The organism is Butyrivibrio sp. AE2032, assembly GCF_000702965.1.
In genome coordinates this window covers 1,365,132-1,378,115 of sequence record NZ_JNLF01000003.1, presented here as the reverse complement: position 1 = coordinate 1,378,115, position 12,984 = coordinate 1,365,132, and the positions used below count along the sequence as shown (strand labels likewise).

General features: G+C 42.6%; 9 protein-coding genes. 2 read left to right on the top strand and 7 right to left on the bottom strand.

Annotated features, from left to right (window positions below; translation table 11 throughout):
- The 4 genes from BO18_RS08175 to BO18_RS08160 all read right to left on the bottom strand — a co-directional run bounded on the left by BO18_RS08175 (nt 1) and on the right by BO18_RS08160 (nt 5,215).
- Nucleotides 1-1,947 carry a heparinase II/III domain-containing protein gene (locus tag BO18_RS08175; RefSeq protein ID WP_051688578.1) on the bottom strand — a complete coding sequence of 649 codons (1,947 nt, stop codon included), beginning with the start codon at nt 1,945-1,947 and terminating at the stop codon, nt 1-3.
- A 4-nt stretch (nt 1,948-1,951) separates the two neighbouring features.
- On the bottom strand, nt 1,952-2,719 hold the full coding sequence (locus BO18_RS08170) for a carbohydrate ABC transporter permease (protein WP_185752446.1): 768 nt from the start codon (nt 2,717-2,719) through the stop codon (nt 1,952-1,954).
- Between the two features lie 84 nt (nt 2,720-2,803).
- Complete coding sequence (locus BO18_RS08165) at nt 2,804-3,727, bottom strand: carbohydrate ABC transporter permease (protein ID WP_034445255.1); 924 nt, start codon at nt 3,725-3,727, stop codon at nt 2,804-2,806.
- Nucleotides 3,728-3,832: 105 nt separating this feature from the next.
- Nucleotides 3,833-5,215 carry an ABC transporter substrate-binding protein gene (locus BO18_RS08160; RefSeq protein ID WP_034445252.1) on the bottom strand — a complete coding sequence of 461 codons (1,383 nt, stop codon included), beginning with the start codon at nt 5,213-5,215 and terminating at the stop codon, nt 3,833-3,835.
- Nucleotides 5,216-5,389: 174 nt separating this feature from the next.
- On the opposite strand from BO18_RS08160, the gene BO18_RS32545 reads away from it, so the two are divergent.
- Together BO18_RS32545 and BO18_RS08150 are read left to right on the top strand one after the other, a co-directional pair.
- Nucleotides 5,390-7,138, top strand: coding sequence for a sensor histidine kinase (locus BO18_RS32545; RefSeq protein ID WP_051688577.1), 1,749 nt, complete (start codon nt 5,390-5,392; stop codon nt 7,136-7,138).
- Nucleotides 7,123-8,415, top strand: coding sequence for a response regulator (locus tag BO18_RS08150; RefSeq protein WP_034445250.1), 1,293 nt, complete (start codon nt 7,123-7,125; stop codon nt 8,413-8,415). Before BO18_RS32545 ends, BO18_RS08150 begins: the two co-directional genes overlap by 16 nt.
- A 23-nt stretch (nt 8,416-8,438) precedes the next feature.
- On the opposite strand, the gene BO18_RS08145 is transcribed toward BO18_RS08150, so the two are convergent.
- The 3 genes from BO18_RS08145 to BO18_RS08135 form a co-directional block, all read right to left on the bottom strand.
- Nucleotides 8,439-9,491, bottom strand: coding sequence for an acyltransferase (locus BO18_RS08145; protein WP_034445248.1), 1,053 nt, complete (start codon nt 9,489-9,491; stop codon nt 8,439-8,441).
- A gap of 107 nt (nt 9,492-9,598) precedes the next feature.
- Nucleotides 9,599-11,212 (bottom strand): phosphoenolpyruvate carboxykinase (ATP), encoded by a 1,614-nt coding sequence (gene pckA, locus BO18_RS08140; RefSeq protein ID WP_034445246.1) that lies wholly within the window; start codon nt 11,210-11,212, stop codon nt 9,599-9,601.
- Between the two features lie 265 nt (nt 11,213-11,477).
- The gene (locus BO18_RS08135) at nt 11,478-12,983 is read right to left on the bottom strand and encodes an alpha-N-arabinofuranosidase (RefSeq protein WP_034445244.1); all 1,506 of its coding nucleotides are present in this window, start codon (nt 12,981-12,983) and stop codon (nt 11,478-11,480) included.
- Between the last annotated feature and the right edge of the window lies 1 nt (nt 12,984).

Below are 12,984 nucleotides of genomic sequence, written 5' to 3'. Positions count from 1 at the left end.
TCACGATATTTCCAGTGTAGTCTTATGCTCCTGCCCCATCCTTATAAGCACCCTGTACACTTCATGCTCCCAGGATAACTTAAGCCTCTCATCCTCTATGGGAAAGGTCTGTATCTCCTCTAGGCTTCCGCCTGTTACCAGAACCTGTCCAAGGTCCCCAAGCTTTATATCAAGCCTGTCGTCTTTAGAAGATTTCGGATAAGGCCTTTCATAGGTCATAAGAGTTAAAAGAGCTGTCATCTCTCCTTCATATTCATCAGTAACTACAACACCCTGGCCCTTTTTTAGTTCTACAGATCTTCTGTAGTTCTTTACCAAAGGATTCTTATAAGCCCCGGCTATATCCATATTCAGACAGGACCTTTGGTATGGTTTTCCATCAGAAGTATCACAGGTTCCGGATTGGAATTCCACTTTATCTGCCTCAAACTCCTGCCCATCCCTTTGCATCACTATACTATCATCATAGTAGTCCTCAGCAGGGTTCTTTCCAAGATGACTTATTTTTATTTCCGTATCATTTTTTATAAACGTAGGAACGTTGTGGAACTGGGACTGCATGGTCCACAGCTCATATCTCTTTTCAGAAAAAGTCTGCTTTGTGTAGGTTCCGACGCCAAGATCTATAATAAGGGGCTTACCATTTTTATAAATTGTAAAGGACCCCACATCGTTATGGTTATGGCTGTCAGCATTATTTCCTGCCTTGGCAGCCAGGACATAAGTTTCGTCCCTGCCAATCATCAGGCCTGTACTTTCATAAAAGGCGTCTGTGCACAAAACGTCGCTTTCCGGATACTTTTCCATCTCTTCATAATTAAAGGCTTGGATCACATGGTAAAAGAGATTTATCTCTTCAGGAAGCAACTTTCCTTCTTCGCTTTCCCTCCTGAAGTCCGCCGCAGCAAAGGCAGTCAACACTTCATCCTTACAGTATCTTCCAAAAAGATATTCCCTTGCCGTTCTTCTTGGGCAGATGGCAGCGCAGTCAGCAAAATTAATGTATCTGTTATCCGAGACGTTCATGCGAACTATATAACCTGCAATATTCCTGATAAGCTCTTCTCCAAAGATATCCTCAAAGTCGGTTCCTCTTAAAGCATCTACCATCAGGTACAAAGCTCCAAAGAGGCAAAGGCCTGCATGGGAATAGTACTGGGCACCTTCATTACAGCATCCATCATCACCGTACTCATCAAGAAAATAGTCCAGTGATATGGCGGCACTTTCAAGATACTTTCTTATCTCTGCTTCGCTAAAAAATCCCTCAGGTCTTGTGAGGGCACACAAAAGCACATTCTGTGTGCACCAGGGTGTCCAGTTGCACATGGGATGTTTACCATCTCCCATCCACCAGAAATGCTCCTCACTGTAAGGCTTAAAAATTCTTTCCTCCAGTCTCTTATTGATAAGTGCGCTAATGTCAGGATTCTTTTTATTTAGGACCGGCCTTAAAAGATACTCTGCAAAGGCCAAAAGAGCTCCTGTCTCAGCGCCAAAAAGATCAATGATTGGGTGAAGAACATCAGGCATTTCCTGCTGCTTAGCGTCCCTGACATGGGTGTTATGAGCAGGAAGACACCAGGAGCTCTCCTCAAGAATAAGGTAGATACCATCAAGAATAGCCTCAAGAAATCTTCCTCTGTTCTCAACCATCTCCGCCATAATAAGGCTGTTTAGCTTTCTTCTTCTGGAAAAATAAAGCTCCTCAAATCTTACACGGTTTCCGTTTTTTGAAAACTCAAGATAATCAGACAAAAGAATTACTGACCAGGGTTTTTCTTTTTCATTCTCTCCCGCAGCTATCAGCTTCAATTTAAGATCATCAGGGAAAGAGTCATATGCATCTCTTTTACTAATATCAGGACACAAAGAAAACGCGCACAGTGAGCGCGTTTTCTGAAAGTATTCCAAAACCAGATGTCTTTGAGAAATCTCTTTTGCCATGGTATTATCCCTTTACTGAACCGGCTGTGATTCCGGCAACAAAGTATTTCTGAAGTGAAATGAAAACTATAAACACCGGAATAAGCGACAGTACTGATGCTGCCATGATAAGGCCATACTCAGCAGAGTACTGTGAAATAAACATCTTCAGTCCTATCTGGAGAGTTTTCTTGGACTCAGTTGTGAGATAGATAAGGGGTCCAAGGAAGTCATTCCAGGTATTTACAAAGGTAAATATGATAAGGGTAGACAAAGCAGGCTTTGACAGGGGCAGCATAATCTTTGCATATATCTCATATTCAGACATACCATCGATCCTTGCAGCCTCACAAAGTGAGTCCGGGATTCCCTCGTAAAACTGTCTCATAAGAAATACTCCAAAGGCGGAGAAGGCCTGAAGAATGATAATGGCAAGATGTGTATCTGCCAGGCCCAGGTTTCTCATAAACATAAACTGAGGAACCATGTATACCTGCCATGGAACAGCTATTGTTGCAACATATGCCAGGAACAATATGTTTCTTCCCTTGAACTCCAGTTTAGCAAATGCATAGGCAGCAAAGCTAGATGTAAACAACTGAAGCAGTGTAACGATAACTGTCAGTTTAGCAGTATTTAATGTGAATTTTGCCAGAGGGATCTTGGTCCAGATATCAATATAATTTTGCCATCTGGGGGCTTTGGGTATCCACTCAAAGGGTATTACAAATACGTCCTTGTTAAATTTCAGTGATGCGGAGATCATCCAAAGGAATGGCACAAGCATCATCATGGCCAAAAGGATGAGCAGCGCATAGACAATGATCTGTCCTATGATTCTGTTGTTCTTTTTGCTCTTCACTTTTATTCCTCCCCATCAGTCGTTGGCGTAGTTCTTCTCACCCTTGAACTGGATGAGTGTAACAGCAAGCACTATGGCAAAGAGCACCAATGCTGATGCAGAAGCTCTTCCCAGCTTCCAGTTCCTGAAGGCCTCTTCATAGATATAGTAAACAAGAACGATGGCGCTCTTATTTACAACACCATTGGAGCCTCCGGCCAGCATATAAACTATGTCATATACCTTGAAGCAGTTGATAGTAAGCATTATAGTTACGAAAAATGTGGTGGGCTTAAGCTGTGGAACAGTAATATGCCTAAATTTCTGCCAGGCATTAGCTCCATCCAAAGAAGCTGCCTCGTAGAGATCCTCACTTATTCCCTGAAGCCCCGCCAGGTAGATCACCATATAGTAACCCATATTCTTCCAAACGGAGAACATGATAATTGTCAACATAACAGTACTTGATGAAGCAGCCCATTTAAGAGGCTGCGCATGAAATACATTCATAAGAAGCTGATTCACAATTCCGCCCTTAGCTGGTGTAAAGAGCATGTTCCATACAGCAGCTACAGCTACCAGTGAAGCAACATAAGGGAAGAAGGCAACTGTCCTGAAAAAGTTGGTTCCCTTTATCTTCTGATTAAGCAAGATTGCCAGTCCCAAAGCCATGATCAGCGTTATCGGGACGGTAAAGATACTATAGACTATTGTATTTTTCAGAGCAGAAGTGAATCTGTCATCTGAAAAGATCTGAACGAAGTTGTCTAGTCCGACAAACTTCATCGCATTACTTCCATCCCACTCAGCAAAAGACATGAGCAGAGCAAGAACGATAGGTCCAAGGGTAAATACAGCAAACCCGATGAAATTCGGCGCAATAAAAGAATAAGCTACGAGATTTCTTTTTCGCTGGCGCCTCTTCATATTCTTTTCCATAGCAGTAATTCCTGCAGCCATGTTTGTTTCCTCGTTTTTCCTTTAATAGCGTTTCACCTAAAAAGAGCACTTGAACTCAAGCCTTCTTGATATTCAAGTGCTCTGTCTTAAGTATCTGATTATTTATTACTGTGCAAGTACAGCCTGAACACCCTCGTTCATTGCTGCGATAGCATCATCAACACTAACTTCTTCATTCATGATAAGGTCATGCTGCTCGTTGAGTACTGTCTCAATCTCTGATGACTTGTCATTTGCAGGCATCTCAAGGTATGTGTGGCTAGTGATAAGTGCTTCCTTTGAAGCATCATCTGTTGGGAATCCATCCATAGAAGCGATGATATCTACGATTGTCTTGTTTGTCATAGCTGGGATATTACCTGTAGAAGCCATAACCTCTGCGCCCTCAGCTCCGCTTACAAACTTAACGAAATCCCAAGCTGCATCCTTGTTAGGTGCTGATGTAGGAATTGAAAGAGCTGTGATTGTTGAAAGAGTTGAACCAGCCTCTACACCATCAGCGTGAGGATACTTAACAATACCCCAGTTTGTGCAGTCTGTGTACTCGCCGTCTTTGATCTTCTGGATAAGTGTTGCAATGAACCATGATCCCATGTTCATTGTTGCTACGTTACCCTGTGCAAATGCTGCTGAGTAATGAAGTCCCTGTGTCTTAAGTGTTGCATAATCCATGCAAACGCCATCTTTCTGCTGTGCAAGAACCATCTCGTAATATGGCTTTGTGAAATCATAGTTGCCATCAACGATTGTGTGCTTACCATCAAGGATACCATCAAGCTGGATTGTTGATCTCCAGGTGTGGTAGTGAGAACCGTAAACCTCAGCACCAGGAGTAGTATCTGTTACGCTTCTTGCAAGCTTGTCGTACTCTTCCCAGGTCATATCATTTGTAGGATAGTCTACACCGGCCTTGTCGAAGATATCCTTGTTGTAGAAGAGAACCCAGATGTCTGATCTGAAAGGAAGCTCATAAAGACTTCCGTCTATTGTTACCTGATCTGTTACTCCGTTGTAGAGTGAAAGGTCAACGCCATCTGCTGCGATGCGGTCATTAAGGGGCTCAAGAACGCCCTTGTTAACCAGTGATACATATCCGGGAACGTCCTTAATTGTTACTACATCAAAGTCAGATCCTGCTCCTGAAAGCTGTGTTCCAAGAACCGTGCTGTAATCTGTTGATCCAAGGTCAACCATCTCGATTGTTACATTGGGATGAGCTGCTGTATAAGCATCGATAAGTGGCTGATAATAAACTGTGCTGGATACATCCCAAAGTGCCCACTTAAGTGTTACAGGCTCATCAGATGCTGTCTCAGTAGTCTCTGCTGCTGCCTGAGTATTGTCTGCAGGAGCTGCTTCTTCAGTCTTTGTTTCTGTCTGTGCTGTTGTGTCTGCTGCAGGAGCCTGCTCAGCTGCTGCTCCGCAACCAGTGATACTTGCAACAACCATAGTCATGGCAAGTAAAGAGCTAAGAATTCTCTTTTTCATATAAACCTCCCTCTAAAAGTACCGCTTACGCGCGGCATGTTTGTTATGTAATCAGTTTATATTTTCTTTATAATTCAATGAATGCACATTCTTTAACTCTTGTTGTCAAAAAAATGCATTTTTTTTATATAAAACTGTATTTTCTTTATAAGTCCACTGCTCTAATATATACCTATGCATACCAAAAAACACTCTATCAGAAACAAAATCGTAATATGGGCTGTTGGCTTTGCCCTTCTTATTGCTCTCTCAGTTGCAACTGCCAGCTATATTCTCTCTGCCAGATACCTTAGGGAAAATCAATATCAGTCAGCCCTTACAAATATCCATGTCCTTGGTAATGAACTGGACTCAGATATCAATACTGTCCTTACCTTTTCCAACTGGATATGTCTCGACAGTACCATCAGCAACTATCTTCGCACTGTAGACAAGGCCTATGCAACGGACCTTCAGTCCGGAAGGAAACTCTCAGTCAATGCCTGGAACCATCTTAACAATGAATTTAACATTGTTGGTGTAAGAAATGAGGTTGAAAGAGTTGTCATCACAACGCCTAACGGCACTCGGTTTCTGCAGGCCATTTCCAAAGGAGATGCCCAGTCCATAGCAAGTGTCCCCATGACTATTATGGATTCCGAATTTTTTGAAGCCCACATCACCGATCAGACCTTCAGGTGGGATGGCTTTTTCCCAAATCCCCTTAGCAGGACGGGAACTCCAAATATCCTTCCTATAGTAAGGCCAATCTACAGCTCTTCATCTTCTCAGATCATCGGATGGGTCTATATGGATATCCCCATCTCAGTTATCATAAATTCCTTTAAAAGTTTCGTTTTGACAGAGGATGACGCCCTGTATATCACCTTTAGCAAGGGCAGTACCTACAGGTATAGCTCTTTTGACCTGGTAAAAGACACTGTTCCCGCAGATGCCATATCTTACGTTCTTCCGGATACCGGATGGACCATATCCTACCTTCCCTCCAGAGCTGCCCTTGAGGGAAGGATGCGCTCCTATAAGCTCCTTATAATTGCAATCTTCCTTGTGATCCTTTTTGCAGGTGTTATCCTGAGCATCTCCCTGCATCGGACAATAAACCGCCCGGTTGACAGGCTGATAAGTCGTCTTGATAAAATAGGACAGGGCGATTTTTCCAGGGACGAGAAGATTGAGTGGGACAACGAGCTTGGCGAGATTGGCAGAGGCATCAACAACCTGTCGGAAAACGTCTCAGATCTTATGGAAAAGAGGCTGGTTGACGAAAAGACCAGACATGACATGGAGTATCAGATCCTCCAGTCACAGATTAATCCCCACTTTTTATACAACACCTTAAACACCATCAAATGGATGGCTACTATTCAGGGCTCGGAGGGCATTGCAGACATGTCTACCTCTCTTTCCCGCCTGATGAAAAACATTTCAAAAAGCACCAAGGACCTTATTCCCATAAGTGATGAATTCTCTTTGGTGGATGACTATTTTACCATAATGAAATACCGCTACGGAGGAACCATCGACCTTGAATACATAACTGAGGAAGAATCTCTTCTTCAGCAAAAGATAAATCGGTTCTCTCTTCAGCCCATTATAGAAAATGCCATTTTCCATGGGATAGAACCCAAAGGAAGTGCCGGAAAGATAACTATCCACACCTACAAACAAGACGGAAACGTCATTATCGATGTGACAGACAATGGCGTAGGCATGAGCCGGGAATCAATTGAAGAGATCTTTAGCGGGCGGAGTCAGACTTCTACAGAATTCTTCAAACAGATTGGTGTCGTAAACGTCAACGAAAGGATAAAATATACCTTCGGAGAAAAGTACGGAATAAAGATTACAAGTGAAGAAAACAAGTTCACCACCATGAGCTTTGTACTTCCATTTGAAGAGGAAACAAAATGTACAGATTACTAATTGTGGATGACGAACCACTGGTACAGATCGGATTAAAAACCATGCTGGCAAAAGACCACACAGATACCATAGAAATAATAGGAACTGCCTCCAATGGGCAGGAGGCCTGGGATATTATCTCTCAAAATCCCCCGGATATTGTCATCGCTGATATTCGTATGCCGGTTATGACAGGCCTTGAGCTCCTTAGCAAATCTCACAACAAGTACGGTTCCGTTCCGGCATTTATCATGCTGACTGCTTATGAAGAATTTGAGATGGCAAGACAGGCCATTGTTTACGATGCGGTGGATTATCTGGTAAAAATAGAGCTTAATCCCAACACCCTTTCAGCAGCCATAACAAAGGCAATCCAGAGAGTTGACAAGGTAAAACCTGCTGCAGAATTGCCTAAGACCAGCAGTAATAGTTCTCTTGAAGACCTAAGACAAAAACTCATGCTTAAACTCTTTAATCACCAAGTGCTTTCCCAGGAGGCCCTTCTTTCAGAGGCAGCAAAGCTTAATCTTTCCTTTGACTTCAACCGTTATATTGTGGTCTTTTGTGAAATAAGCTCTGATGTCCCAGCATCCGGCGGAGATTCCTTCACCTCAGAAGCGCTGGATATCTATTCCTCCAGTATAAGCATGGCAAAAGAGATCATATCACGACACGCCCCTTGTCAGATTGTTTCAATCGATCTGCAGCATTTTGCAGTGGTTTTCTCTTTTACTGAAGATAAACCTGTAGCCGGGACCATGGATCTTATAACAGAAGCTCTAGAAAATGCCAGGACCATGATAACCAGCTATTTCAAGGCCACACTCACCTTTGGCATAGGCTCTGCCGTATCCACGCCTATAGACATCCCCGTGTCCTTCGATGAAGCCAAGACAGCACAGCAACAGGCAGACAACACTAATCCCATCAGACTCTTTAGCCATATTGTAGGAAGCAACCGCCGCTCCGGTAAAGATAAGCTTATCACCGCCATTCAGGAATACATAGATGACAACCTAAACGGCAAGCTTCAGCTTAACGAAGTTGCTGAGGTCTTTGGTCTTTCCCCGGCTTATCTGTCAGTTCTATTTAAAAGAAATACTGAAACCGGATTTTCAGAATACGTTTATACAAAAAAAATAGACAGGGCAAAGGAAATGCTATTGTCCGGTGACATGAAGATCTACGAAGTTGCAGATGCTCTCGGTTTTGAGTCAGCTTACTACTTCTCCAAGGTCTTCAAAAAAGTTGATGGCCATAGTCCAAGAGAATACATACAAAGCAAAAGCGACATGTAATAATCCTACATGTCGCTTTGTTTTTATATTATCCACTTTTTTAACACCGGTATATGACTGATCACAAATACAATGCAAAATGATATCGCATAATCTGCAAGTGCCATTATAGGAAGCATTATAAAAGGCGCTACCATTACTGGCTTTAAGCCAATCTTTCTGAATGCAATAAGGCCAAAGTCGTGAACCAGGTATATGCCAAGGTTCATTTTGGATAGCTGTATTATGGCTCTCATTATTTTCGTGTCAGGGTCCACATCCTTAAATCTATATCTGAAAAAGACAAAGGCAGAGAGGCCAAAGAGTGGCATTCCGGCGTTTGTATATTCATGGTAGGTATGAGCCGGATACTGTTGGCTGATGATCATAACTGAAACCACCACAAACATGATAAGTGCCGAGCCTATACCAAAGGCATAAATTATCTTTCTTTGTTTTGGGCTCAGGTCTTCCGTTCCAAAATAGTATCCGGCGAGATAATAAAGAACATATCCTGAAATGTGAGACAAGTCAAATCTTCCGGTTAGCCAAAATGTATACTTCGATACTATCGGGATTAACTGAAGTGTAGGAATAAGATAAGTTAAGATAAATGAGGTCAACAGGAAATATCTCATGGCCTTTCTGTCCGCAGCCACCGGCCTTAGCGCAGGTGTAATGATATAAAGCCCTGCTATGGTAAAGATATACCACATGTGATATCTTCCCGCCGATGTATCATGTAAAAGCTTTTCTCCGACACCGCCTGCTAAGGATCTTGAGGTCATAAAGCCGCTGGTAATAAGCGCATACAGAAACGACCAGAAAAAGAATGCACAAAGAAGTCTTGGTATGTATCTTTTGAATATATCAGAGGAATTTACCGGTCTTTGCGGGTTTAAAAACAGATATCCACTGATCATCAAAAAGACCGGGACACTGAACCTTCCCAGCATATCAAAAACATTTAATACTCCCCAGGGATAAACCCCAAATGGTGCCTCATACCAGCTTATTGCACCTGTATGAACCACTATAACCCCTATCATGGATGCAACCTTGGCAATATCCAGATAGTACTCTCTTTTCTTCTCCATAAGAAATGTTCAAACCCTCCCGAAAATCACTAATAGTATTATACGAAAAGGCACTACGTCAGAAAAGACGTAGTGCCTCATTTGTTTTATAAATTATCTGATTCAGATCAAAGCTTTGGGCCAGCTGCTACAAGAGCCTTACCAGCGTCATTGCCTTCATACTTCTTGAAGTTCTTGATGAATCTCTCTGCAAGATCCTTAGCCTTTGTCTCCCACTCAGAAGCATCAGCATATGTATCTCTAGGATCAAGGATTGCAGGATCAACTCCAGGAAGAGATGTAGGAACTTCGAAATCGAAGATCGGGATCTTCTTTGTCTCAGCCTTGTTTACATCACCGTTAAGGATTGCGTCGATGATTCCACGAGTATCCTTGATGGAGATTCTCTTGCCTGTGCCGTTCCAACCTGTATTAACAAGGTAAGCCTTTGCGCCAGACTTCTGCATCTTCTTAACGAGCTCCTCACCGTACTTTGTAGGATGAAGCTCAAGGAATGCCTGGCCGAAGCAAGCTGAGAATGTAGGTGTAGGCTCTGTGATTCCTCTCTCTGTTCCAGCAAGCTTAGCTGTGAAGCCTGACAGGAAGTAGTACTGTGTCTGCTCAGGTGTCAGGATTGATACTGGAGGAAGTACTCCGAAAGCATCAGCTGAAAGGAAGATAACGTTCTGAGCTGCAGGACCTGATGATGTAGGGTGTACGTTAAGAACGATGTTCTTAATGTGGTTGATAGGATAAGATACACGAGTGTTCTCTGTTACGCTCTTATCATCAAAGTCAATCTTTCCAGCGCCGTCAACTGTAACGTTCTCTAAAAGAGCATCTCTCTTGATAGCGTTGTAGATATCAGGCTCTGAATCCTTATCAAGCCCGATAACCTTAGCATAGCAGCCGCCCTCGAAGTTGAATACTCCGTTGTCGTCCCAGCCGTGCTCGTCATCACCGATAAGAAGTCTCTTAGGATCTGTTGAAAGTGTTGTCTTACCTGTTCCTGAAAGACCGAAGAAGATTGCTGTGTTCTCACCGTTCATATCTGTGTTAGCTGAGCAGTGCATAGAAGCAATTCCCTTAAGAGGAAGGTAGTAGTTCATCATTGAGAACATACCCTTCTTCATTTCTCCGCCGTACCATGTGTTGATGATAACCTGCTCACGGCTTGTGATGTTGAATGCTACGCAAGTCTCAGAGTTAAGACCAAGTGCCTTATAGTCATCAACCTTAGCAAGGGAAGCATTATAAACTACGAAATCAGGCTCGAAGTTTGCAAGCTCTTCCTCTGTAGGAACGATGAACATGTTCTTAATGAAGTGAGCCTGCCAAGCAACCTCAACGATGAAACGAACTGCCATACGAGTGTCCTTGTTAGCTCCGCAGAAAGCGTCAACTACAAAGAGTCTCTTGTTGCAAAGCTCGTTCTTAGCGATCTCCTTAACCTTTGCCCATACCTCTTCGCTCATAGGATGGTTGTCATTCTTGTACTCGTCAGATGTCCACCATACAGTGTCCTTTGAGTTCTCGTCCATAACGATGTACTTATCTTTAGGTGAACGACCTGTGTAGATACCTGTCATAACGTTTACAGCGCCAAGCTCTGTGTCAACGCCCTTCTCGTATCCAGTAAGTTCAGGCTTCATTTCCTCTGTGTAAAGATCATCGTAAGAAGGATTGTGGACGATCTCAGTTGTACCAGTGATTCCATACTTGGTTAAATCGATGTTTGCCATTTAGTTAACCTCTTTTCTCTTATAATTTTTTGTACGAATAATCTGATGTCGTATGCTGTCATCAGTGTTCCTGTCGGAATATTGACACCAGCAAATATAATATACAGATAATTCGCAGATGCACTAGAAAAATGTCGGCAAACTAGCGCCGATACTTCATTTATACTACAAAGTCAAATTTTTCACAAGATTTTTAGTGCAAATTATATATAAAATTACTGTAAAAAGCAGAAGCTGTTTTCCTCAGCTTCTGCTTCTTTTTTCTTTATATGGTCTGAACCTGAATGAGCATTACACTGCTGGACGGAATTGTGAATTCCAGATTGCCACTGGCAAGCTTAATATTACTAAATTCCTCAGTCTTTACTCTCATCGGATCATCAAATGTGTTATGATCATTGATCTTACCAGAAAGGATCTTTGCCTGTAACGACTTACAATTTGTATCTACCAGTATTCCGCTGATATCATAAGCTTTATCTGCCGAAAGGTTTGTAAGCGTAATGTTGAGAACACCATCTTTATCTAAAGATGCAGATTCTGTGAGGTTTGGTACCATATTATCCTTTTCAACTCCCACGAGTTCTGTTTCAACTGAGCTTTCCACAAGCTCTGCGTCCTGATGATACTTGTACATATTAAACACGTGATATGTTGGAGTTTTAACCATCTTCTCGCCTTCAGTAAGAACCACTGACTGAAGAACATTGGCTATCTGTGCAATGTTAGCCATCTTAACCCTATCGCAGTGTTTATTGAAAATATTGAGATTTATTCCAGCAACAAGCGCATCCCTTATAGTATTCTGCTGATATAAGAATCCCGGATTTGTGCCCGGCTCAACATCGAACCAGTTTCCCCACTCATCAACAATAAGACCAACTTCATGATCCTTATCATACTTATCCATGATTGCTGTGTGCCTTGAGATAAGTTCTTCCATAAACAGTGTCTTTTTCAGTGTGAGGTAGTAGCTTTCCACATCAAAATCAGTTGCTGAGCCCTTATTTTCCCAGGGTCCCGGTACCGTGTAATAGTGAAGCGACAGACCATCCATAAAGCCATGGTTCGGTCCACAATTTTTGAAACAGGTCTTCATTACGGTATCTGTCCACTCATAGTCGCCGGAGTTGGGTCCACAGGCAATCTTAAATATGGAATGATCCTTGCTGTAATTCCTGAGATAAGTCTGATATCTTCTGTACTCATTAGCATAGTACTCAGGGAGCATATTTCCGCCGCATCCCCAGTTTTCATTTCCTACGCCAAAGTAGTCGACCTTCCATGGTTTCTCCTGTCCGTTTTCCTTTCGCAGATCTGCCATGGGTGAAACTCCATCAAGAGTCATGTATTCAATCCATTCACTCATCTCTCTGACAGTACCGCTACCCATATTTCCGTTGATATATGGTTTGCACCCAAGCTGTCTGCAAAGCTCCATGAACTCATGGGTACCAAAGCTGTTGTCCTCAACTACTCCGCCCCAGTGAGTATTGATCATCTTTTTCCTGTTTTCTTTTTTTCCTATGCCGTCTTTCCAATGATACTCATCAGCAAAACATCCCCCCGGCCAGCGAAGAACAGGTATTTTCATCTCTTTAAGAGCTTCAACCACATCTTTTCTCATTCCGTTTACATTGGGAATATCTGAATTCTCCCCCACATACAATCCCCCGTATATGCATCTTCCCAAATGCTCCGAAAAATGTCCCTGGATTTCAGGGTTAATGTGGCCCATTTTTCTGTTCGGATTAATATATAGTTTAGTCATA

Bases quoted from the DNA above. Each gene is read 5' to 3' on its own strand.
- BO18_RS08135 (WP_034445244.1), bottom strand. From the start codon at position 12,983: ATGACTAAACTATATATTAATCCGAACAGAAAAATGGGCCACATTAAC.
- BO18_RS08170 (WP_185752446.1), bottom strand. From the start codon at position 2,719: ATGATGATGCTTGTGCCATTCCTTTGGATGATCTCCGCATCACTGAAA.
- BO18_RS08165 (WP_034445255.1), bottom strand. From the start codon at position 3,727: ATGGCTGCAGGAATTACTGCTATGGAAAAGAATATGAAGAGGCGCCAG.
- BO18_RS08150 (WP_034445250.1), top strand. From the start codon at position 7,123: ATGTACAGATTACTAATTGTGGATGACGAACCACTGGTACAGATCGGA.
- BO18_RS32545 (WP_051688577.1), top strand. From the start codon at position 5,390: ATGCATACCAAAAAACACTCTATCAGAAACAAAATCGTAATATGGGCT.
- pckA (WP_034445246.1), bottom strand. From the start codon at position 11,212: ATGGCAAACATCGATTTAACCAAGTATGGAATCACTGGTACAACTGAG.
- BO18_RS08145 (WP_034445248.1), bottom strand. From the start codon at position 9,491: ATGGAGAAGAAAAGAGAGTACTATCTGGATATTGCCAAGGTTGCATCC.
- BO18_RS08160 (WP_034445252.1), bottom strand. From the start codon at position 5,215: ATGAAAAAGAGAATTCTTAGCTCTTTACTTGCCATGACTATGGTTGTT.
- BO18_RS08175 (WP_051688578.1), bottom strand. From the start codon at position 1,947: ATGGCAAAAGAGATTTCTCAAAGACATCTGGTTTTGGAATACTTTCAG.